Source organism: Bartonella sp. HY406 (genome assembly GCF_025449315.1).
Lineage (GTDB): Bacteria > Pseudomonadota > Alphaproteobacteria > Rhizobiales > Rhizobiaceae > HY038.
In genome coordinates this window covers 3,063,254-3,086,340 of sequence record NZ_CP104893.1, presented here as the reverse complement: position 1 = coordinate 3,086,340, position 23,087 = coordinate 3,063,254, and the positions used below count along the sequence as shown (strand labels likewise).

Sequence of the window (23,087 nt, the reverse complement as noted above, 5' to 3'; positions counted from 1 at the left end):
TTTGCTTATGATAAATCCTGATAAAAAAAGTTGGGGAGCAAGGCTGCTCATCGGCATACCGGGGCTTTGGCTATTTCTATTTTTTCTTGCCCCTTTTGCCATGGTGGTGGCAATTAGTTTTTCAACCGCCCGCATTGGCATACCGCCTTATGATTTTTTGGTCGCGGTAAAAGACGAAATTGTCTCTATTACCCTCAATCTTGAAAATTTCCTTTATATTTTCTCAAGCGACACATATCTTCTTGCCGCTTGGACAAGTATCCGCATTGCCGCCATTTCTACAGTAATTACCCTGCTCATTGCCTATCCGCTTGCTTATGGTATTGCATCCGTTGATCGGCGCTATCGCAACTTTTTGGTTTTTTTGATTATTATCCCATTTTGGAGCTCGATGCTTATCCGCGTCTATTCGTGGATTGCAATATTGCGCAATGACGGCCTATTAAATAATTTCTTAATGAATCTTGGCCTTATCCATGAACCTTTGGTGATTTTAAATACCGAAATCGCTGTGTTTATTGGTATAGTTTATACGTATTTACCATTCATGGTATTGCCGCTTTATTCAACCCTTTCAGTAAGTGACCGCACCTTGATTGAGGCAGCTCAAGATCTTGGTTGTTCGCGCATTAAAGCCTTTTGGCGTATAACCGTGCCATTAAGCATGCCTGGCATTATTGCTGGCTGTGCCCTTGTCTTTATTCCAGCCATTGGTGAATTTGTAATCCCTGATCTTTTGGGCGGAGCTGATACTAATATGATTGGTCGCGCTATCTGGATCGAGTTCTTTAACAATCGCGATTGGCCGCTAACTGCTGCGGTTACTGTTGTGTTGCTCGGTGTGCTTATTATTCCGATAAGCATCATGCAAATGCTACGTTCACGACAATCAGCAAATGGGGGGAAATAATTATGCATCGCGCAACTTGGTTCAATTATTTATCGATTGGGTTAGGATTATTTTTTATCTATCTACCCATTTTTGTCCTGGTTTTTTACAGCTTTAATGCTAACCGCTTAGTATCAGTTTGGGGCGGATTTTCTACCCAATGGTATAGCGCAGTTTTTAACAATCACTCCTTGTTAACCGGAGCAAAAATCAGCTTTATTGTTGCCGCTTGTTCAGCAACAGGTGCAACATTTTTGGGCACCTTATCTGCTATTGTTCTTAACCGTTTTAAAAGATTTCGTGGTCGTAGTGTCTTTAATGCAATGCTATTGTCGCCAATGATTATGCCCGAAGTGGTTTTGGGCATATCTATGCTTTTGATGTTTGTGGCGCTTGGTATTGATCGCGGACCAATTACCATCATTATCGCTCATATTACTTTTACCATGTGTTTTGCTTTTGTGGTTATTCAATCGCGGTTGAGCGAGCTTGACCCATCACTGGAGGAGGCCGCCCGCGATCTTGGCTGCACGCCTTTTAGTGCTTTTGTCAAAGTGGCGTTACCCAACCTTGCAACCGCTTTAATATCGGCTTGGTTATTGTCTTTTACGCTTTCACTTGATGATTTGGTTATTGCCAGCTTTACCACAGGGCCGGGCGCATCAACCCTGCCAATGAATATTTATTCGCAAATTAAATTCGGTCTGACGCCAGAAATTAATGCGATTTCAACCATTATTCTTGGGGTTGTAGCAAGTGGCCTAATCATTGCGCGATTATTAACGCGTAATTCAAAATCAGCCGCTGCTGCCGCTACGATATGATGATGCGCTATCATGGTGTAAAGATTTGATAAAAAGCCGTCAGCTTTCAAGGCTGATGGCTCTTTATACCTTCAATAACGTGGACTGGGTTTTGACAACTCTCCGATTAAAACTGCGATTAAAAAAACGGGAGTTAAAAGTATAAGCTCAAAGGTGCTCATGGGTCTCGATTGCCGCGGACTTTCGCTTCGAGGCTGCGCTTTGTCCGTTTCTTTTTGTTTTTGTCGATTGTTTACATTATTTGGATTTAATTTAGGCTTACTATCATGCTTCTCACCGCTATATGCAGCCTGATAATATTCGGGCTTTTTAGTGCATGCTGCTAATAGCGATGATATAAGCAATATGCTAATTGCTATTTTAAAAAATTTGATCATTGAATTACCCCTTTAAATTGAACAATGTTCATAAAACTTACAAAAAAATACAGTTTTTTTGCATTTAGTTAAAACCCTCGAAACAAAAGCCATCCCGACGCAAGCAAAAGCGAAGAAAACTCATTCAAAACAAGAATGCTCTAGCGTTGATTAAATCCTAATGATTTAAACTGAAGGTCAACCGGTTCAAACTTTGCCTATAAAGCTTAATCAATTTAAGATGTTAGTAACTTATATGATTGCAACGCCGCAGCAAAAAAGATGAGTTTTATGGATGCTTCCCAATTTTTTAGAAAAGCATTTTTTAAAGTCATTTAAGCCGTGTTTTAAAACTAAATTAAAACTGTTTTGAACGACCATCAGCAAAAAATCTTTACCCTCTTTAATTGAACATCGTTCATTTTTGCAAAAAAAGCAAGCGGTATTTTTGAATAATTGATAATCCAAGATATTTGAGTTAATGCGGGATAATTATAGTGGAAAAACTAAAACAGGCACTTGAGTTTAAACTCATGGTCAATAAACGCCTGCCTCTAACCCGATAGACGTTTAAACTTAAATTGCTACGTTTATGGTTTCAAATTACCAATCAATTCTAACTACACCTAACAGCCATGTTGCGCCACGAAGAAAATTTTTCTTTGTGCAAAGATGCGATCTTTTAATCAAATTTACGTTATTAATAACTTGACATACAAACTCATGTTTGTTAGCGAGATATAAATCTACTTACATTCATATATTATAATAAAAAAATTCAAAATAGAATTTATGCTTATTTTAATATAAAAAAAATTTATGTAAGAAAAAATATATCCAATATTATTGATGTATAAATGCACAAGAGAATGGACATTCCAAATGAAAAGTAAAAATCAGATTTTAAGAACTTTAATGTTAACTTCAACTGTTTTTTGCCTTCATTACACCGCGGCGAATGCGCAAAGCTTAGAACATGAACAGTTAGATACGGTTGTAATTCAGGCTGATAATAATCCTAATAATAAGGATATATTGGTTGACAAGATTTCAGCCAAAGAGATAAGCGCCAAACAGGTGGACAATGTCCGTGATATTTCTCGCTTGGACCCGTTGATTAATTACAACCGTCAAAATAATAGTTTTAACATTCGTGGCCTTGATAGTAATCGCGTTTTAACCACTATCGATGGTATTCCAATGCCGTGGTTAAACGACATTTCACGCGGTGTTAAAGGTGGCCCATCATCCTTTGACTTTGGTGCATTAACCTCGCTTGATATTGGTCGCGGTTCTGATTCAAGTCTTTATGGCTCGGGTGTTTTAGGCGGCATTGTCATGCTGCAAACCATCAATCCCGAAGATCTTATTAAAAATAATAAAAACTGGGGTTCCATCACCAAGGGGTCTTATGACTCATCGGATAATAGCTGGCATATAAACCAAGCCTTTGCAGTTAAGGCGCAAAATACATATGTCATGTTGCAAGGCGGATATGTCGACGGTAAGCAGCGCCGCAATAATGGTGAAGGCGGCGGCTATGGCACGGCACGCGTTCTTGAAAACCCCGAAAATTACGATCAAAATAATCTTCTATTTAAGCTTAACCACTATATTAATCCTAATCATAAAATTGGTTTTACTGCTGAGCGCTTTAGATCAGATCGTAATATTGATGTTTACAACCAATCAACTGTTACCTATCAGGCTGGTACTGCCGAGCAAGAACAGAAAAATCGTCGCGATCGTTTTTCTTTATCTTATGATTATTATGGTTATGGTCAACAATTTCTTGACCGCTTTGCAACGGTTTTCTATTGGCAAAACCAAGAAAATAATATTGAATCTCATGCTCAACGCCTTGTGGTGCCGAAGGGTGATTTTAGGCGAAATAATGAAATCAAGGATGAAAGTTACGGCTTTAGTTTAAGGGGCGAAAAGAAGATTGAAACCGGCACAATAAGCCATAATTTCCGCTTTTTGGCCGATGGTTCATCATCAAAATTCCAACAATATGCTAGCGGAAGTGATAGTTGTCCACCACCACCCCACACTGGTATTTATTTACAATGTCGGATGCTCCACACCAACCAATCCGATGCACCCGACACCAAAAGCAAAAGCTTTGGCTTTTCTATAGAAGATGAAATCGGCTTTTTTGATAATCGGTTACGGCTTACCCCCGGTGGACGCTTTGACTGGTATGAGCATAATCCGCAAAAAACGGCCAGCTTTGAAGTTAATCCATCCTTTAAAGGCTATCCTGAAAAAAATAACGCATCACGGTTCTCACCAAAGCTTCGGGCTGAGTGGCAAGCCAATAATGATTTGATGTTTTATGCACAATGGGCACAAAGTTTTCGTGCGCCAAGTGTAACAGAACTCTATCTTGATTATACCAATCCTGGAATTTATCACGTTATCGGTAATTCTGCCCTAAAAGCAGAAACAGGTAATGGCTATGATATTGGATTAAAATACGGCAATGAAACTCTAAATGGTTCCCTTGGTTTATTCACCAATCGCTATAAGAATTTTATTGATTATATAGAATTGGCGCCAACGCGTGAATATATTCGTGGGCAACGCGCTTATATTAATAAATCACGAGTGAAAATTTCCGGCATTGAAGCAAAAGGCCAATGGCAGATCACCCATAATTGGCAGGCAAATATTGCTCTTACTTATATGGAAGGTAAAGACACCGAAACAGGCGAATATTTAAATTCCATTCCACCATTTAAAGCCGTTTCCAGTATTGCATATCAACAGGAGAGTTGGGGCGCAGAATTATTTATGACTGCAGCAGCAAAACGCGACAAGGTCGCCGCTAATTCACAATATGCAGTTGCACCCGGATTTGCAGTCTTTGATATGACAGCTTGGTGGCGTCCAATTGGTGAAAAGGGTCCAAGATTACAAGCTGGGATCTATAATATTTTTGATAAAACCTATTGGAATGGTGTGGAAATGCCCGCCCTTTCAAACTTTAAGAAAGACTATTATAGCGAGCCAGGCCGTAACTTTAAAATTTCTTTTGTACAAGAATTTTAATTTTTATGACAATTGGCCAAGGCAAAATTATTTGCTTTTATCAAAGTTAGGCAAGACCAAATTATGGATCATCAAACAGCACAAGCGCTGATTTCACGCTTTGAAACTGCAGTTGCAACATCAAAGGGCTTTATTCGTGAGCGCGATTTTGCCAAACAAAATGGTATAACCGAAGCAGATATTTTTGCCGCCTATAGCATTATCTCTCAATTTGAAGAATTCGTCCCCAATCTTGGTTTGCTTCTCTCCATGCTCAACCAATTGGGGCCGATCATGATTATCACGCGCAATAATTATGCAGTCCACCAATTGCGTGGTTGTTTTGACGGCTTTGATGATCAGCATGGGATTATCACAACCTTTGGCGATATAAATTTATCACTTTCAAAAAATCAATGTCATCGTATGTTTTTTAAAACCAAAATCATCGATGGGCAAAGCTATTCTTGTTTAGCCATATTTGATAATCAAGGGGTTGCGGTATTAAAATTATTTGAACAACCAAATTCCAATCATCAGGCATGGCAAGATTTGATTGAGACTTTACGAAGCAATAAGAGCTTGCCAAACAATCCATCAGTCGATGAAATAGGCAATAATCAACCAAAACCACCAATAGAAGACAAACAGGTCACTCCTGAATTTTTAAAATCTTTAATAGAATTTTCAATTCAAAAAGGGCTTATATTTCATTGCAAAGTATGCAATCAAAGCTGCTGTCAGAGCTTTAGCGGTATCATCCATAATTTTAAAATTATAAAAACATGGTTTAACATTATGGATGGCAGTTTTAACCTTCATCTAGATATCAGCCAATGCCAATTAAGTGTTAAAAAAGATAATAAGAGATTATTCTTAAATGCAAAAAGCAGCGATAATCGCGAAGCTTGTGAAATAAGCTTGGATTTAACTGACGTATCGGTCGAAGATTATTTTGATGATATTACCAACCAATATGGGATAAGCAAACAATGATAAAATATTTATTGCGCATTGTTTTACTGCTATCAGCTTTTTTAACTTTTCAGGTCAATTTGGCAAACAGTGCCGAACCTGCTCAGCTAAGCGAAACCCCAATAAATGAAAAGCCAGTAAATGAAAGGCTTGTGGTTATTGGTTCAGGCCTTATTGAGACAATTTTTGCCTTGGGCGCTGGCGATGAAATTATTGGTCGTGATACCGCTTCAACTTATCCAGAACAAGCAAAAGCGATTGCTGATATTGGCTTTATGCGCGCCTTGTCACCAGAAAGCATCTTATCACTCAATCCGCAAAAAATTATTATGTCCAAGGGAAGTGGGCCAGCGACATCAATTGAACTTTTAAAAAAATCATCGGTTCCACTTATCATTATTGACGAGGAATTTTCGCAAAAAAGCGTTATGCAAAAAATTCAAGAACTCGGACAATACTTAAACAGACAGAATGAGGCCAAGGCACTTGCAGAAAGTGTTAACCGTCAGTTTGATGAATTAACGAATTACGTCAATAAAATTGAACAAAAAAAACGTGTATTGTTTATAATGTCTGTTCGCAATGGCCGGATCATGGCAGCTGGACAAAACACCGGCGCAAATGGCATGATCAATTTAGCCGGTGGTATAAATCCTGTGCAATATGACGGCTATAAATTGATTAATGATGAAGCAATTATTGAGCTTGCTCCTGATGTTATTTTAACAATGAATTATAATGGCATGGCGGTAACAAGTGAAGAAATATTATCTGTGCCTGCACTGCGCTCAACTCCAGCCGGCAAAAACCAAGCTTTTTTTAGCATGGAAGCTCTTTATTTGATGAATTTTGGCCCAAGAACGGCAAAAGCAGCTCTTGAACTGTCTAAAAAAATCTATCCCTAAATGGGTAATTATATAAGCTTGTTGGAAAAGCCATTTTAGCTTTTTCCAACAAGAGTAAGTTTAAAATCTTGGTTTTTAATTTTAAGCATAACGAGAAATATCAAGCCCACTTGGGTCAATGTCGGGGCAATTGCCACTAATAATATCGGCAAGGAATTTACCGCTGCCTGTTGACATTGTCCAACCCAGTGTGCCATGGCCCGAATTAACATAAAGTCCTTTAAATGGCGTTGCACCAAGGATTGGCACACTATCAGGTGTAACTGGGCGACGACCCGACCATAATTCGCTTTGCGATGAATCGCCAGCACCTGGAAACATTAAATGCAAAGCTTCTTGCAATGTATTACGCCGCGCCTCTTTATAGGTGAGATTATAGCCAGAAACCTCTGCCATACCGCCAACGCGAATGCGGTCCCCAAGCCGAGTAACGGCCACCTTGTAAATATCGTCAATAACCGTTGATACTGGTGCTTTTGCTTCGTCAATAATTGGCACGGTAATCGAATAGCCCTTTACTGGATAAATTGGCGCATAAAGACCAAGCGGCTTTAACAAAAACGGCGTAAAGGAGCCAAGTGCCACCAAAACCGCATCAGCCGTAAAACGCCCCTTGGATGTTTGGGCGCCAATCACTTTATCACCATCACGCAATAGGGAATGAATATCGGTATTAAATAAAAACTCGACGCCTTTTTCTTGGCAGAGTTTCGCTAATTTTTCAGTGAAAATTTTGCAATCGCCGGTTTCGTCATCGGGCGTACGTAAGCCACCAACAATTTTATCGCCAAGATCTGCTAAACCTGGTTCAATGGCGATACAGCCTTTGGCATCCAACATTTCAAAATTGACGCCATCAGCGCGCAAAACATCAATATCCTTTTGCACTGCCTCTAATTGATGAGGATCACGAAAAAGCTGTATCGTCCCACGCATACGTTCATCATAATGGATATTGGTTTCTTCGCGCAATTCTTTAAGGCATTGCGCGCTATAATCAGAAACGCGGATCATTAAAGCCTTATTTTTTTTATACTTGTCTTCGCTACAATTACCAAGCATAGCAAACAACCAGCGAACCATATCAAGATTAGGACGCGGATGAATAATCAATGGCGAGTTTTTGCGAAACATCCATTTCATTGCTTTAAGCGGCAAACCGGGGGCTGCCCATGGCGTTGTATAGCCAAAAGACACTTGACCTGCATTGGCAAAACTTGTTTCTTCTGCCGGGGCGCTTTCATGGTCAATAATGGTGACCTCATGGCCAAGCTTGCTAAGATACCAAGCTGAGCTAACACCAATAACGCCACTTCCCAAAATAAGAACTTTCATAATCATTTCCCCTTTTATATATTGCTGCATTTATAACTATGACAGTCAAAATAAGTTTTATGATTTATAGAACGAAACCCAAGGCGCTTTGCGCAATTGGCTGGCGTTATTTTTAATGCCTCCTAATTTGAAATATAACGCCGCTCATAACGCCGTCCAAGTGACGTCAATATTTCATATGGAATGGTTCCAGCATCCTTTGCCACTTCGTCTATAGTTTGATGTTTACCAATAAGTTCGACATAATCGCCACGTTTTAACTTACCCTCTGGCAAATCAGTTATATCAATGGTCATTGAATCCATTGAAACACGGCCAATGATTGGCAAACGAATACCGCTAAAATAAGCAGCACTCTTGTCGCCAAGACAACGATGCCAGCCATCAGCATAACCAACAGCAATTGTTGCTAAGCGGCTTGGACGTTTGGTGACATAAGTGCCGCCGTAACCAACCCGCACACCTTCCCCTACCAAGCGTTGTTGAATAACGCAGGCTTCAAGACTAACCACAGGGCGCAAAAATTTACCGGTTTCGCCCATTGGGTCAATGCCATATAATGCAAGGCCAGGCCGCACCAGTTGAAAGCGAAAATCTGGCCCTAAAAAAACACCGCCAGAATTAGCCAAAGCAACAGGAGTTTTCGGCAAACGCTCTAGCATTGCCTTCATACGGTTTAATTGATCAAAATTAGCAAGGTTTTCAGGTTCATCAGCGCAAGCCAAATGGCTTATTATGAATTTTATATCAGCGTATTCAAATATTTCAGGATTATCCGCCAAAATTTCAAATTCTAGCTCATCAAGCCCAAGCCTACTCATGCCAGTATCAAGCTGTAATAATGCCGGTAGTTTTTTATCCAACTTCTTACAAAGTGCTTGCCATTCTAAAATAGAATCAAGCGAATTTAAAACTGGAAGAATTCCGCGTTCCGCAGCTATAGGAGCAAAACCTGGTTGAATGTCATTAAGGATAGCTATCTGGGCATCGCTTGGCAAAATCGTTTGCAATTCAATAGCTTCATTGGCTTGCGCTACAAAAAACATACGCGCCCCAGCTCGGTAAAGTGGTGGGGCAATAATATCAACACCAATACCATAGGCATTGGCTTTCACAACTGCCGAAACTTTGGCCGGGTAAGCTTGCCGGACCAAAATTCGGTAGTTATGAACCAGCGCATTGAGATCAATGGTTAAAACTCCCCCCGCAGAGAGTTCCATCAACTCATCCATATCTGCCGCTGATTGATCGAATTCTAATTCTGTGCCCATAACTATCCTGCCTGACCCGTGACAGACTATTATTTTCATGAGCACCACGCCCTAAAACTAATAATAGCCCAATTTTATTCGAATGTTGTGTTTAAATATAAAATATTATACGAATTATGCATCAATATTATTAGAAACTGCGAAAAACAAAAAGATAATTGCTATGTTTCATCTCGACGCCATTGATCGTAATATAATTAGAGCATTAAGGCGAGATGGGCGCATGACCAATGCCCGTATTGCCCAAGAGGTTGGCTTGTCGGCGTCAGCTTGTTTGCGGCGTGTGCAAATATTGGAAGAAACGGGAGTTATACGCGGCTATACCGCCATTATTGGTGAAGTTGGCAATGACGAAGGCCTTAATATTATTGTTCAAATTACTCTAGAGCGCCAAAGTGAAGAGTTTTTACAAAAGTTTGAAAATGCAGTGCGCCGCCATCCAGAAATAAAGGAATGCTACCTTATGGCAGGTAGCGCCGATTATTGGCTACGGGCAGAGGCGGAAAATGCCGCCGCTTATGAAATCATCCATAAGCAAATACTGTCACGCTTGCCGGGGGTTATGCACATTCAATCTAGTTTTTCGATAAGATCGGTTTTGACGCAAAAACAATCATCCCAATATTGAGTAAAAACTATATGCTGCGTCAATAGAGGTGATAGTAATTTGCGCGCGTTTGGGGTACTGACTGATAGATCTTTAAAGCCTTTGCGGAACGACATCTCATGAGCGATACATTTAAACCATCTAATAAACTGTCAGACCTTAAGGTCCCCAACGACAAGCGCAAGCTACAGGATATGATCAAAAAGGCCAACCAGACCGTTACCATCAATGAAGGTGGTGTTATGATTCCTGCGGCATTTTTGATGTTTGGCATAGCTATTATATCGCTCGCCATACAAGAATTTTTAATCGGCAAGGTTTTGAGCGTCATTTTTTTGGTAGGCTTTGCTATTGTGCTATTTACCTTGTTTACCCGCGCATTATTACGACGCCGCACGCCTTTTTTCGTTCTGACCCCACAAGGGCTTGAAACAAGTGTTTTTCAAACACCCTTGCCATGGCGTGGTATAACAGATTTTCAAATTAATGCGACAAAATCCAATGCCTTTAATATTACTGTGGTTATGGAGTTTGACATTGATGAGAAATATTTGCCCGCTTTAAATGAAAAATGCCGCCCTGCGTCCTATTATGATGAAAAGCGTAAAATGCTTAAAGTTTCAGGTCTTAATTTTCGCCTTGATATGGGGCGCGATAAATTAAATGACTTAATTAATGATTATCGTTTAGCAGCCCTTGCAGAGCAAAAATTAACAATGCGCAAATTTAACTAGCTTTTATCAAAGCAATATTGCAGCTAATACGCCCATATTGAACAAAAAAATGACATGTTTTACCGCTATTTTTTATGCTATCTTTCTTTATGCGCCCACCAAATGATGAGTGACGGCGATTTATATACATATATATAACATCAAACTGTTAGACAGCATTTTCATTGTAAAATATGATAAGGCTGCGCCTTTAATCTATATGATACCTTCTATATTGACTATCTTATCCACAGCCATACTTTATTTTGTCATATTGATGCGCAATTTTAAGCCATCCGATTTGAAAACCCGATTGCCGATCCAAATGTTGACCAAAAATGTCATACCAAATATCGAAAAACTCGGTCTTCAACTCTTTGGATTTGTGATAAGGAGATGACAATGCCACGTCTTTTTACAGCACTTGAAGTTCCCCATAATATTGCTTCTTCTTTATCGCTTGTGCGTGGTGGTTTGCCCGGTGCGCGCTGGCTTGAAAATGGCGACCTTCATATCACTTTAAATTTCTTTGGCGATGTTGAAGCGCATATAGCCGATGAAATTGTTCACGCCCTTGATCGGGTAGAATTGCCACGTTTTAACCTTCGCTTACGCGGACTTGACGTATTTACCCGCAAGAAACCAAGTACACTTTATGCGGGCATTGAAGCGAACCCTGCTTTGATGACCTTGCACGAAACTATAGGACGAAAATTGCGTCATCTGCCATTAGAGCGCAATAAGCGCAGTTTTACTCCCCATATTACCCTTGCCCATGTGCGGCAAAGCAAAATTGATGATCTTATTAAATATTTGACCGAGCGCGGTGGCTTTTTAACCGACACATTTGAAGCAAAGCGCTTTGTGTTAATGTCATCACGAGAACTGGTGGGTGGTGGCCCATATATTATTGAAGAAAGCTGGCCATTACACCAAATTGTTCCAGCGACAAAAACGGCTACTGCTTTTTAAACGCTAAAATTTAATGCCAATTTTTAACCAAATAGCGCCAATCTTTATTGATTGGTGCTTTTCTATTTTGTTATTGGCTAATAACAATGCGGGTAATAAGCGCCTGTAAATGCAGCGCATAGGCATTATCAAGAACCGAGCGATTAGGATCAGAGGTTACAACCACCGTTAGTGCCTTATTAGGCACGACAAAAATCATTTGTCCGCCATAGCCCCATGCATAATAAATCGGTACACCACCAGCACCGGAAATAAACCAACAATAACCATAGCCATGACCAGTAAAAATCGAGTTGGTGCGCTTCACCCATGATTGCGTTATCCAATCTGCGCTTATTAATTGCGTTCCATCGCTAAGCCTTCCCTTATTGCGATAAATCTCACCAAAGGCAGCCATTGAGTGCGGTGTCATAGCCATTTCATTGCCGCCAATAGCAATGCCTTGTTGGTCCTTTTGCCAATTGGTGATTTTAAATTCGCGGCAGGGGGAAAACCATTTTGCTGCAAGCACGTCAGTAGGTGTGCCGCTTGCTTTCATTAGTATCGCTGATAAAAGATGGGTGGAACCAGTTGAATAAAGCATGCCGTCACCCGGACGGCCAATAAAGGGTTGCGCAAGGATAAAAGCAACCTTATCACGAGCCTTGGCAAATTGCCCATATTTAGGGCCAGATAGCGGCGCAAGTCCAGATTGCATCGATAATAAATCACCGATAGTTATATTATAAAGCTGACGATTGGCATTCCTAGGAAACTTGTTTTCCAAAAAATCGGCAATTTTCTGGTCGGTGTTATGAATAATATTCTTATCAATTGCCATACCAATAAGAGCTGAGACAACCGACTTTGAAGCCGATTTTATATTGGTTGGTTTATTGACACTCGCGCCATTAAAACTCGCCTCATAAATACTAGAACCTTGTTCATAAATTACTATAGTTCGGATAGATTGAAGTTTAGAATAGTCCTTAATTATTTGACTAAGCTTTTCTTTTTTATAGGTTAATGTATTTTGTGAAAAACTGTGAACACCGCTCAAAATCAATGACGAACTTGCAAGGCCAGTTATAAAGCCGCGCCGATGAAGTGGTTTCATCTACCCCCCTTAAATTATCGCTCATATTTATTGTTAAAGCATTGCATAAATAATGCATAGGGCTATTTTAAGGCTTATATTTAGCTTTTATCGCCCCATTGCTCATTAAAAATCAATTCTTGCAAGGGCAAGCGATCACGCCAACCTTTACATTGCAATTCTGGCTCTTCATAGAAAAATTCCACATAGCCAAGACAAAGATAAGCGATAATTTCGATATTTTCAGGAATTTTCAATAATTGCCGTAACTTCGCTTCATGATAAATTGATACCCAGCCAACACCAATATTTTCGGCGCGTGCTGCAAGCCAAAGGTTTTGCACGGCGCAAACGGTGCTAAATTGCGACATTTGCGGGTTATGAAACCGGCCAATGCCGCTTGTCCCATCGCGCTTAATATCGCAAGTAACGCAAATATTAAGCGGCGCTTTGACAATGCCTTCAAGTTTCAATTGCCGATAAAGGCTTTGCCGTTCACCGCTAAAAACTTCAGCTTCTTCTTCATTGGCTAATTTAAAAATATTTTGGACAGCTTGTCGGCGGGCAAGGTCGCGGATAAGCAAAAAGTTCCACGGTTGCTGAAAGCCCACTGATGGCGCAAGATGGGCTGCCGATAAAATCCGCAGCAAGGTTGCATCGTCGATCGGCTTTGGCAAAAATTCATCGCGTACATCGCGCCGCGCTGCCATTACACGATAAATGGCTTGTTTATCCATCATGTTATTTGTCCAAATCTTTTTCAGTTAGCGTATGAAATAAGCAAGTTTTCATATTGTCGCAGCCAATTATAATTCGATTGCAGCGCAACCATTTTCGCTATAACTTGTTTTAAAGAAGTTAGCATCAACTACCAACCAAAAAATATTGGTGCAATAGAATTATTATCGCTATTTAGCGTAAATTGAGGAATATATGGAAAATTCAGCACGAAAAACTCTTGTTTTAACTGGTGCAAGTCGCGGCATTGGTCATGCCACGGTCAAGCGTTTTTCCCATGCCGGTTGGCGGGTTATCACCTGCTCACGGCAAGATTTTGCCGATAATTGCCCTTGGCCAGCTGGGCCAGAAGATCATATCAAGGTAAACCTTGCCGATGCTGAAGATGTTGGGCGTGCTATTTCAGAAATCCGCCGCCGTTTAGAAGCAGAAGGCAGCGTGTTGCATGCTTTGGTTAATAATGCTGGCATTTCTCCCAAGGGGGAGGGTGGTAAACGCCTCAATTCTATTGAAACCAATATGCAAATTTGGCGTGCCGTCTTCCAAGTTAATTTTTATGCGCCAATTATGCTAGCACGCGGTCTTTTCAATGAATTAAAGGCCGCCAAGGGTGCAATTGTCAATGTAACTTCAATCGCTGGTAGCCGAGTGCACCCTTTTGCTGGTACCGCCTATGCAACTTCTAAAGCAGCCCTTGCTGGCCTTACCCGTGAAATGGCATCTGATTTTGGCCCCCATGGCATAAGGGTTAATGCCATTGCGCCAGGTGAAATTGATACATCTATCTTGTCACCGGGTACTGAAAAGCTGGTGGAACAATTGCCTATGCGCCGTTTGGGGCTTCCTGCGGAAGTTGCTGATACCATTTATTATTTATGCGGCAGTGAAGCTTCCTATGTAACGGGGTCAGAAATCCACGTTAATGGCGGCCAGCACGTATAATAATTTCATATCTTTAAAAATATTGAAAATCCCGAAGCTAACCATCTTCGGGATTTTTTATTTGTTTCATGTGAAACATTTAACCATGCTAAACACGCTTCTATTTACGCTAAAACTGGTAGTTTAAAAAAAATAGCGTAACTACTATGATTTTTTATCACGAATAACATCATAGCAAAGCCAAACGAAATCACGTTCAATTTGCTCAACATGGCTTAATTGTAGGTAAAAGCCTTGGTTAATTTTGGCAATATCATCGCCCATATACTCCATAATTGATGGAGCGCCCGATTTACCGTAGATAGCAGGATAAACCATAATGCTATAAGCATCAATTGCATCTGCACCATAAAAGCCGCCATTAAGCACGGCGCCCCCTTCAAGAAGTAGGCTACGCACATTGAAATAGCGTTTAATTTTTTGCAAAGCAAGATTAACATCATTACCATCTTTTCCCGCAAAAATATAAGAAATATTGAGTTGCTGCAAAGCGGCAAGATAATTAATGTCTGCGCCCTCAGCAATAATTGTTACAACTTGTGCGCCTTCAATTTTATTACTTGGATAGTGCACTTTGCCGTGGCGATCGACAACAATCATCAATGGTGAACCATCACGCGGCACATAAAAATCTTCATTCGCTTTGGCGGTTATATCGGCAGGAACCGCCATTTTAATGCCATCACCCAACATTTCCTCGGTGGTAGCGCGTCCCATGATAAAGCCGTCGGCATGAAATTTATGCCCTACATCATGATAAATACGCAATAATTCTGGCACATCCATTGGCTCTTTAGTCTTAGAATAATAATCGGTTTGCAACCGACCATCAATGGAACTCACCATATGACAAATAATTTTAGGACGCATATAAATTCTCCCACCCAACAGGCACTTCATTAAGAAATGCATTAAAAAAAATCATAATTTCAAATTACCTTATTATAAGTTTTAATTATCGCATTTTACAGCCGCAATATAGCCTAAAAATGAACCAACGGTATTTTAAACAGCTTACCCAAATGGTCTACAACTCACTGAAATTATTAATAATTAAAACAGTAATATGACGCAAAATGCAATTTTCTTCAAATTTTTAATTTATATTGGAACCAAATAGCCTTAAAATTAGTTATATCTAATGTAGTCAAGAATTTAATAAAATGGAGTACTATTATGCGTCTATTTACACTAGTTGCTGCAGGCACCACCCTATTGAGTTCCGTTGCTTTGGTGCATAGTGCACCTATTGTGCAGGAAGTTTTCGTCACAGCAAATCCTACCAGTATTATCACCAGTAATATTTTAGGCTTAGATATTACCAATCATAAGGATGAAAATATCGGTAAGATAGAAGACGTTATTATTAATGATGATGTTCTTACCGGTTATATCGTCTCGGTCGGTGGTTTTCTCGGCGTTGGCGAAAAATATGTTATTGTGTCACCATTGTCGGTTAAAATTACCTATTCAGAAAGCGACAAAAAGTGGTGGGCAAAAATGGATACTACCAAAGAGCTTTTGGAAAAAGCACCAGAATTTAAATATGAAGGCCGTTGGGGCAAGTAAGATTTATTAACGTACAAATCACGCAAAGCGTTTTGTATTTAGTAGCTTATTTCACAGTCAATTTTAATTTAAAGGAAACCCAAAATGGATTGGAACCGTATCGAAGGCAATTGGAAACAATTTAAAGGTAAGGCCAAAGAAAAGTGGGGCGACTTGACCGATGACGATCTTGATAAAATCAATGGCAAAAGGGATCAGCTTGAAGGCATAATCCAAGAACGTTATGGTATTGCCAAAGATCAAGCTAAAAAAGACATTGATGATTGGTACAATAATCAATAGTTGTAATATTTTTGTATTTAATCGAGTATTTTGATAAATTGTTCTTTTTAATTGCGAAGCAGCTATTCTAGTCTGCTTCGTTTTTATTTGCAGATATAATTGCTTGAAACACCAAAACCTAAAGTGGTAGTTTTAACGATTTGGCCGAGATAAAACAAAAGCCGCGCTTGCGATAAAAATAACTGCGACAATAATCAGCCAAAGTAAATCTGGTTTTACTAAAAAATAAAACATGCCAAAGCCAAAAACCATGCTCACTGCGGCTATTATCTTAGCTTTTGGATTGATCGAACCACGCTCTTCCCAATCACGAAGCATGGGGCCAAACAAAGGTTGGTTGTAAAGCCAGCGGCTAAAACGTGGTGATGAGCGTGAAAAGCACCAAGCTGCAACAATTAAAAATGGCACCGTTGGCATAACAGGAAGCCAAACGCCAATAAACCCCAATCCAGCAAATATAAAACCAATGGTTAAATAAACATAGCGCATAGAAGCGCTCCTATATTGTTTCTTAAATAACGCTACTTAAAAGCATGTTTACAAAACATAGCAGCTTTAAACGTTAATAAAACCACTAAAACAATCCGGCCGCATTATTGTTTTAAATTGGCAACCATATAAAATTTAGAACATGACCAAAATACAATAGCAACGCATTTCATTTTGAGTATTAAGTAAACTTCACTTAAAATTAATTTTTACATTAGAAATTGTGATTTTAAAGGTAGGGTCCAAAAGACTATTATTATTTCGAAAATGAACCTTAACTTTTTTAAAAATAATAAACATAGTCGAGGTAGTATCAATTTTATAAAAAACTCCCTATTGCGGTCAAGTTAGTCCTGAATGAAATTTTTCATACCAATATTTACGCCATGCAAGGTCATCGCGGTCAAGATGATAAACCAGATTTAGAAGCCTATCATTTAATGGAAATTCATATGGATAGGTTGCCATTGACAAAACTCTCACATATTTGTTTAATTCATCAAATAATATCTGACTTTCTTTAAAAAGATTTTCCATTTATACTTAATATTAATTGCTCGCATTTCATTTCATATCGTGCTGCAATCATCCTAATAGACGATACAATATCTCGATATCTAATTAACTCACCTTCAAAAAAATCACTATATTCCACTAAAACACCTCTATTTCTACCGTAAATGGATGAAATCTTAATAATTTTGGATAAAAGGCTTTAATTATTCCTTACTATTGAAGTTTTAAATACAAAATCTCACCTGCTATATGTAGATCTATTTAAACAATATTCATATGGTAAGTTTTTACCTATAATTGAGGGAAACAATGACTGAAATGACATCTGAACAAACGGCAATTGAAATAGGAAAAATTTTGTTTCAATGCGCAGGGGAATACGCGTCTGAAGAACTGGGAAATTTTGATAATTGGGATTATGCAGGCGCTATTTTTGAAGAAGGCGGTGGAGCAGCTTTTTTATATAAAAATAGAGTTCTTTATAGTTACGGCTTTAGAGATTACCAACTCGAAATCTCAAATCTTTGGCGACAATTTCGAGCCTTAACGCAAGTCGAAGGTGATAAGCCATGGCTTAAGTGTAAAGCTGTCATTAGGAATGATGGTAGTCTTCAAATGTTATTTGAATTTGATGATGAGGATAAATGGTCAATTGGACCAAGAAACATTGATCAAATGTATGAGATTATGCTGGGCGATATATTTCCAGAAGCACTCGAAATACAAGCATAGCTCAGAGCGTATCTCGATCTGATTGGATCAGATCGGCGCTCTAATCCATTGTTTACACCGCGTTTTTTGTCCGAAAACCGCTTCACACTTTTCACAAAACGCTTTGAACCGACCTGCCGTTACGACACAAACTTCAAATAAAACGTCACAAAAAAACCCGCTAAAAAGCGGGTTTTCTTATATTTATGTAAGGCAAGTATTAGTCTTGGTCTTGCTTCTTAAGAGCTGCGCCAAGAATATCGCCAAGAGAAGCACCAGAATCTGCTGAACCATATTGAGCAACAGCTTCTTTTTCTTCAGCAATTTCAAGAGCCTTGATAGATACTGAAATCTTACGGGTCTTCTTATCAAATGCTGTTACACGAGCATCGATTTTCTGACCAACGCTGAAGCGTTCTGGGCGTTGTTCTTCACGGTCACGAGCAAGGTCTGCACGACGAATGAAAGCATCAAGATCATGATCAACGAGCTTCACATCAAGACCAGTTTCTTGAACGCCAGTAACTTCACAAGTTACAACGGCATTCTTACGAAGATCGCCAGAAGCAGCAGCTTCGCCAACTTTATCTTCAGAAAGCTGTTTAATGCCAAGAGAAATACGTTCTTTCTCAACATCAACATCAAGAACAACAGCCTTTACAGTGTCACCCTTTGAGAATTCTTCGATAACTTGTTCGCCTGGACGGTTCCAATCAAGATCAGAAAGGTGAACCATGCCATCAACATCGCCTTCAAGGCCGATGAAAAGACCAAATTCAGTCTTGTTCTTAACTTCGCCTTCAACGATTGTACCAACAGGGAATTTGTCAGCAAATGCGTTCCATGGGTTTTCAAGAGTTTGCTTGAGGCCAAGTGAAATACGACGCTTAACAGGATCAACTTCCAACACAACCACTTCAACTTCCTGCGAAGTTGAAAGGATTTTACCTGGATGTACGTTTTTCTTGGTCCAGCTCATTTCTGAAACGTGGATAAGACCTTCAATACCTGGTTCGATTTCAACAAATGCACCGTAATCAGTGATGTTGGTAACAGCGCCAGAGATCTTTTTGCCAACAGGATATTTTGCACCAATGCCATCCCAAGGATCGCTTTCAAGCTGCTTCATGCCGAGTGAAATACGATGAGTATCTTGGTTGATACGGATAATCTGTACCTTGACAGTTTGGCCAATGGTGAGGATTTCTGAAGGATGGTTAACACGGCGCCATGCCATGTCGGTCACATGCAACAAGCCATCAATGCCACCAAGATCAACGAATGCACCGTAATCTGTGATATTCTTGACAACACCATCAACAACCTGACCTTCTTCAAGGTTCTGAACGATTTCAGAGCGTTGTTCTGCACGGCTTTCTTCAAGAACGGTACGACGTGACACGACGATATTGCCGCGACGACGGTCCATTTTCAAGATTTCAAATGGCTGTGGGTTGTGCATCAAAGGTGTAACATCGCGGATTGGGCGAATGTCAACTTGGCTGCGTGGCAAGAAGGCAACCGCACCATCAAGATCAACGGTGAAACCACCCTTAACTTGACTGAAGATTGTACCATCAACGCGCTGACCAGCATTGAATTTTTCTTCCAAACGGATCCAGCTTTCTTCACGGCGCGCTTTTTCGCGCGAAAGAACAGCTTCACCCATGGCGTTTTCAATACGCTCAACGTAAACTTCTACTTCATCGCCTGGCTTTAATGAGCCATCTTTAGCTTTTAAACCAAATTCCTTCAAAGGAATACGGCCTTCAACTTTAAGACCTGCATCAATGATAGCCATATCTTTTTCAATGGCGATGATGCGGCCCTTAACAACATTACCTTCTGCAAGGTCTTGTTTCTGGAAAGATTCAGCTAATAGGGCTTCAAAATCTTCGGTGCTTGGATTGGATAGTGACATAAAAACTCCTGAATGTGCTTTAGATATTTCAAAGCACAAGGCGCCGGGGGTTGGTGTTGAACAAATATGGCAAAAATCCTTTGATCCATAAAATGGATACCGGCGCAGGATCTACCATGGAAAATTTGTGTATGAGCGAGCCAGATAAAACATCTTAAAATCTTTCTTTAAAAGAAATAACTATAATGATGTATCAATCACTTGGCATGCTGTTACAAACGCTGTTTCTATACTCAATTTTGTTGTATCTAGCAAGTAGGCATCTTGCGCTTGTTTAAGCGGTCCCTCGGCTCTATTGCTATCACGAGCATCACGTTCAATAAGATCAGCTTCAATTTGGGTCAAATCTGCGCTGCCACCACGCGCAACTATCTCGTCAAAACGCCGCTTTGCTCGCACTTCAACCAAAGCAGTTACAAAAAATTTGACCGTTGCATCAGGACAAACCACGGTGCCAATATCACGGCCATCAAGTACAGCACCCGCACCATTTTTTGCAAATTGACGCTGTGCATTAACCAAAGCACGGCGTAATTTTGGAAAAACCGCTATTTTTGATGCAGCTTCACCGATCAAGTGATTCGATAAAATAGCCCTATCCATTTTTGAAAAGTCAACGCTTTCAGCAGTCTTAATCACCGTTTCTTCATCATCAAGGGGTAAATTATCTTCCAGCATTTTATGGGCAACGGCGCGATAGGTAAGCCCCGTATCCAAATGCGGCAAGTGATAATGCTCGGCAATCATTCGCGCCAGCGTTCCCTTACCAGAAGCAGCCGGTCCATCAATGGCAATGATCAAAGCTTCTTTCTCTGTATTGTTATTTACTGACATTCTAAATCCGCTCCAAGATTGCCCATAAGTGTGATAAATTCAGGGAAACTTGTGGCAATCATTGTGCTATCATCAACACTTACCGGCTTTTGGCTCGCACAACCCATTACAAGAAAGCTCATGGCAATACGGTGGTCAAGATGAGTTGCAACTTTGCCGCCGCCAAGACCTTTGCCTTCTGGTACGCCCTCAACAATTAGGTAATCTTCACCCTCTTCGCAAACAACATTATTGGCTTTTAGACCAGCTGCAACGGCCGCAAGGCGATCAGATTCCTTAACCCGCAATTCTTCCAAGCCGGGCATAATTGTGCGCCCTTGCGCAAAGGAAGCTGCAACGCTTAAAACTGGATATTCGTCAATCATCGATGGTGCGCGTTCAGCTGGAACCGTAACGCCGCGCAAATCAGACGAGCGCACACGCAAATCTGCAACATCTTCACCACCGGTTTGTCGCTCATTCATTAATTCAATATTAGCGCCCATTTCCAACAATGTGGTGATAAGTCCAGTTCGCGTTGGATTCATCAAAACATTGCGAATAATAATATCAGAACCCGGAACAATTAATGCCGCGACAATGGGAAAAGCTGCCGAAGAGGGGTCGCCCGGTACTTTTATGGTTTGGCCGGTTAATTTGCCTTGCCCTGCTAAGCGAATAATCCGCTCGCCATTATTGCCAATTTCCACCTCAAGATCAGCACCAAAACCGAGCAGCATTTTTTCCGTATGGTCGCGGGTCATCACCGGCTCAATCACCGTTGTAATGCCCGGAGTATTAAGCCCAGCAAGAAGAACAGCTGATTTAACCTGCGCCGATGCCATGGGCACTGTATAGGTAATAGGATTAGCCGTTTTAGGGCCAATCAATGTTAAAGGCATTTTATCGCCTTCACTTGCTTCCACTTGCACCCCCATGAGGCGTAGCGGATCAAGCACACGTCCCATTGGCCGGCGACTTAAAGAAGCATCGCCAATAAAACTTGTTTTCATGTCATAAGTGCCAACCAAGCCCATGGTAAGACGGGCGCCAGTACCGGCATTGCCAAAATCTAATGCTTGTTGCGGCTCTAATAATGCGCCATTGCCAGTACCGTGAATAATCCATTCATCGCCTTCACGCCTAATTTGTGCCCCCATAGCGGCAAAGGCTTTACCAGTATTTAAAACATCTTCGCCTTCCAAAAGCCCAGTAATACGCGTTTCGCCGCTAGCAAGCGCGCCAAACATAAAAGAGCGATGCGAAATGGATTTATCGCCAGGAATATGCACTTCACCCTTAAGGGCGCTACATTGATTGGAAACCATTGGCACGGGTTTAAGATCTGAAGACATGATGTTTTAAGCTTTATATTGAAGTGAAAACAGAATAATGCGCAAGTTAGCTATTTTAACTGCTGAGTGCAATGCTTAAAAAGACGTTCACAAATTAAAATAGCGATAAGCATTTATGAGCGATCTGCCATTAAAAGCGTTAGTTTATCCAATAAGGATTGCCAACATTGTTGTGAATAATAAAAATATCATTTTTTATCTTTGACAAATTATCAAAATTGCGCTTAACCAACAGCCAACTCTTTGCCAAAAGGCAAAATCAATTGGGCTTATTTGAAAAAAACAAACAAGCTTTGGTAAAATTATTGCAGTCTGGGTTTTTTTGTGCTTGTGATACACTAGATACAACACAAATTGTTCCCTTTAACTTTTAAGAGGCTTGCTTATGGCAAAACCTGAATTAGGCACCAAACGCATCGATCCTGAAACAGGCAAGAAATTTTACGATCTTAATCGTGATCCTATTGTTTCGCCTTATACCGGAATTTCTTATCCCCTTTCTTATTTTGAAGCATCAGCTGAAGCTAAGGGCGAAGAAGAAGAATCTGAAGAAGAAGGCCTTGATACAGCTCTCGAAAAGCCAGAATTCATCTCACTTGATGATGATGACAAAGATGACGATCTGCCAGATCTTGGCGATGATGATGTTGATCTTGGCGATGACGATGACACATTCTTGGCCGATGACGATGATGACGAAGATGATGATGTTGCTGGCATTATTGTTGGCGGCGTTAATGATGAAGACGACATCTAATATACATCAATTAACTATTTAATTTAAAATGCCCAGCTG

At 40.3% G+C, this 23,087-nt stretch carries 24 protein-coding genes; 13 read left to right on the top strand and 11 right to left on the bottom strand.

Annotation, left to right across the window (positions count from 1 at the left end; genetic code table 11):
• Nucleotides 1–7: 7 nt before the first annotated feature.
• Together N6B01_RS13010 and N6B01_RS13005 are read left to right on the top strand one after the other, a co-directional pair.
• Nucleotides 8–910, top strand: a complete 903-nt coding sequence (locus tag N6B01_RS13010; protein ID WP_262079141.1) for an ABC transporter permease — start codon at nt 8–10, stop codon at nt 908–910.
• A gap of 2 nt (nt 911–912) precedes the next feature.
• A complete protein-coding gene (locus N6B01_RS13005; RefSeq protein ID WP_182418170.1) occupies nt 913–1,713 on the top strand; it encodes an ABC transporter permease in 801 nt (266 codons plus the stop codon).
• Between the two features lie 71 nt (nt 1,714–1,784).
• Here N6B01_RS13005 and N6B01_RS13000 read toward each other — a convergent pair whose 3' ends face one another.
• Nucleotides 1,785–2,090, bottom strand: a complete 306-nt coding sequence (locus tag N6B01_RS13000; RefSeq protein ID WP_262079139.1) for a hypothetical protein — start codon at nt 2,088–2,090, stop codon at nt 1,785–1,787.
• Between the two features lie 861 nt (nt 2,091–2,951).
• Between N6B01_RS13000 and N6B01_RS12995 the strand changes: the two genes are divergently transcribed.
• The 3 genes from N6B01_RS12995 (at nt 2,952) to N6B01_RS12985 (ending at nt 6,982) form a co-directional block, all read left to right on the top strand.
• Nucleotides 2,952–5,123, top strand: a complete 2,172-nt coding sequence (locus N6B01_RS12995; RefSeq protein ID WP_262079138.1) for a TonB-dependent hemoglobin/transferrin/lactoferrin family receptor — start codon at nt 2,952–2,954, stop codon at nt 5,121–5,123.
• A gap of 63 nt (nt 5,124–5,186) precedes the next feature.
• A complete protein-coding gene (locus tag N6B01_RS12990) occupies nt 5,187–6,098 on the top strand; it encodes a ChuX/HutX family heme-like substrate-binding protein (RefSeq protein WP_262079137.1) in 912 nt (303 codons plus the stop codon).
• Nucleotides 6,095–6,982 carry a heme/hemin ABC transporter substrate-binding protein gene (locus N6B01_RS12985; protein ID WP_262079136.1) on the top strand — a complete coding sequence of 296 codons (888 nt, stop codon included), beginning with the start codon at nt 6,095–6,097 and terminating at the stop codon, nt 6,980–6,982. The genes N6B01_RS12990 and N6B01_RS12985 overlap by 4 nt, the downstream gene beginning before the upstream one ends.
• Before the next feature lie 81 nt (nt 6,983–7,063).
• Here the strand turns inward: N6B01_RS12985 and N6B01_RS12980 are convergent, their stop codons facing one another.
• Together N6B01_RS12980 and alr are read right to left on the bottom strand one after the other, a co-directional pair.
• The gene (locus N6B01_RS12980; protein ID WP_262079135.1) at nt 7,064–8,317 is read right to left on the bottom strand and encodes a D-amino acid dehydrogenase; all 1,254 of its coding nucleotides are present in this window, start codon (nt 8,315–8,317) and stop codon (nt 7,064–7,066) included.
• A 122-nt stretch (nt 8,318–8,439) separates the two neighbouring features.
• Nucleotides 8,440–9,549, bottom strand: a complete 1,110-nt coding sequence (gene alr, locus N6B01_RS12975) for an alanine racemase (RefSeq protein ID WP_262080675.1) — start codon at nt 9,547–9,549, stop codon at nt 8,440–8,442.
• 202 nt (nt 9,550–9,751) lie between these two features.
• Here alr and N6B01_RS12970 point away from each other — a divergent pair, with 202 nt between their 5' ends.
• From N6B01_RS12970 to thpR, 3 genes are all read left to right on the top strand, one after another.
• Nucleotides 9,752–10,216: an Lrp/AsnC family transcriptional regulator gene (locus N6B01_RS12970; protein WP_262079134.1), complete on the top strand. Its 465-nt coding sequence runs from the start codon at nt 9,752–9,754 to the stop codon at nt 10,214–10,216.
• Between the two features lie 98 nt (nt 10,217–10,314).
• Nucleotides 10,315–10,929: a hypothetical protein gene (locus tag N6B01_RS12965; protein WP_182418163.1), complete on the top strand. Its 615-nt coding sequence runs from the start codon at nt 10,315–10,317 to the stop codon at nt 10,927–10,929.
• Nucleotides 10,930–11,310: 381 nt separating this feature from the next.
• A complete protein-coding gene (gene thpR / locus N6B01_RS12960; RefSeq protein ID WP_262079133.1) occupies nt 11,311–11,880 on the top strand; it encodes an RNA 2',3'-cyclic phosphodiesterase in 570 nt (189 codons plus the stop codon).
• Between the two features lie 70 nt (nt 11,881–11,950).
• Here thpR and N6B01_RS12955 read toward each other — a convergent pair whose 3' ends face one another.
• On the bottom strand, nt 11,951–12,976 hold the full coding sequence (locus N6B01_RS12955; protein ID WP_262079132.1) for a serine hydrolase domain-containing protein: 1,026 nt from the start codon (nt 12,974–12,976) through the stop codon (nt 11,951–11,953).
• 80 nt (nt 12,977–13,056) lie between these two features.
• The gene (gene bluB / locus N6B01_RS12950; protein WP_262079131.1) at nt 13,057–13,695 is read right to left on the bottom strand and encodes a 5,6-dimethylbenzimidazole synthase; all 639 of its coding nucleotides are present in this window, start codon (nt 13,693–13,695) and stop codon (nt 13,057–13,059) included.
• A gap of 193 nt (nt 13,696–13,888) precedes the next feature.
• On the opposite strand from bluB, the gene N6B01_RS12945 reads away from it, so the two are divergent.
• Nucleotides 13,889–14,635: an SDR family NAD(P)-dependent oxidoreductase gene (locus N6B01_RS12945; protein WP_182418158.1), complete on the top strand. Its 747-nt coding sequence runs from the start codon at nt 13,889–13,891 to the stop codon at nt 14,633–14,635.
• A gap of 144 nt (nt 14,636–14,779) precedes the next feature.
• Here the strand turns inward: N6B01_RS12945 and N6B01_RS12940 are convergent, their stop codons facing one another.
• Nucleotides 14,780–15,505, bottom strand: a complete 726-nt coding sequence (locus tag N6B01_RS12940; protein WP_262079130.1) for a RibD family protein — start codon at nt 15,503–15,505, stop codon at nt 14,780–14,782.
• Between the two features lie 306 nt (nt 15,506–15,811).
• Here N6B01_RS12940 and N6B01_RS12935 point away from each other — a divergent pair, with 306 nt between their 5' ends.
• The gene (locus N6B01_RS12935) at nt 15,812–16,204 is read left to right on the top strand and encodes a PRC-barrel domain-containing protein (protein WP_182418156.1); all 393 of its coding nucleotides are present in this window, start codon (nt 15,812–15,814) and stop codon (nt 16,202–16,204) included.
• Nucleotides 16,205–16,288: 84 nt separating this feature from the next.
• Nucleotides 16,289–16,486, top strand: a complete 198-nt coding sequence (locus N6B01_RS12930; protein ID WP_182418155.1) for a CsbD family protein — start codon at nt 16,289–16,291, stop codon at nt 16,484–16,486.
• 132 nt (nt 16,487–16,618) lie between these two features.
• Here N6B01_RS12930 and N6B01_RS12925 read toward each other — a convergent pair whose 3' ends face one another.
• Together N6B01_RS12925 and N6B01_RS12920 are read right to left on the bottom strand one after the other, a co-directional pair.
• Nucleotides 16,619–16,975: a YbaN family protein gene (locus tag N6B01_RS12925; protein WP_262079129.1), complete on the bottom strand. Its 357-nt coding sequence runs from the start codon at nt 16,973–16,975 to the stop codon at nt 16,619–16,621.
• 342 nt (nt 16,976–17,317) lie between these two features.
• The gene (locus tag N6B01_RS12920) at nt 17,318–17,443 is read right to left on the bottom strand and encodes a CdiI-like immunity protein (RefSeq protein WP_262079128.1); all 126 of its coding nucleotides are present in this window, start codon (nt 17,441–17,443) and stop codon (nt 17,318–17,320) included.
• Nucleotides 17,444–17,800: 357 nt separating this feature from the next.
• Here N6B01_RS12920 and N6B01_RS12915 point away from each other — a divergent pair, with 357 nt between their 5' ends.
• Entirely contained in the window at nt 17,801–18,223 is a 423-nt protein-coding gene (locus N6B01_RS12915) for a hypothetical protein (RefSeq protein WP_262079127.1), read from the top strand.
• Nucleotides 18,224–18,422: 199 nt separating this feature from the next.
• On the opposite strand, the gene rpsA is transcribed toward N6B01_RS12915, so the two are convergent.
• The 3 genes from rpsA to aroA form a co-directional block, all read right to left on the bottom strand.
• Complete coding sequence (gene rpsA / locus N6B01_RS12910) at nt 18,423–20,123, bottom strand: 30S ribosomal protein S1 (protein ID WP_182418152.1); 1,701 nt, start codon at nt 20,121–20,123, stop codon at nt 18,423–18,425.
• Between the two features lie 180 nt (nt 20,124–20,303).
• A complete protein-coding gene (gene cmk / locus N6B01_RS12905; protein WP_262079125.1) occupies nt 20,304–20,957 on the bottom strand; it encodes a (d)CMP kinase in 654 nt (217 codons plus the stop codon).
• Nucleotides 20,948–22,291, bottom strand: a complete 1,344-nt coding sequence (aroA, locus tag N6B01_RS12900; protein WP_262079124.1) for a 3-phosphoshikimate 1-carboxyvinyltransferase — start codon at nt 22,289–22,291, stop codon at nt 20,948–20,950. Before aroA ends, cmk begins: the two co-directional genes overlap by 10 nt.
• A gap of 385 nt (nt 22,292–22,676) precedes the next feature.
• Between aroA and N6B01_RS12895 the strand changes: the two genes are divergently transcribed.
• Nucleotides 22,677–23,048 (top strand): TIGR02300 family protein, encoded by a 372-nt coding sequence (locus N6B01_RS12895; protein ID WP_262079123.1) that lies wholly within the window; start codon nt 22,677–22,679, stop codon nt 23,046–23,048.
• The last annotated feature ends 39 nt before the right edge of the window (nt 23,049–23,087 follow it).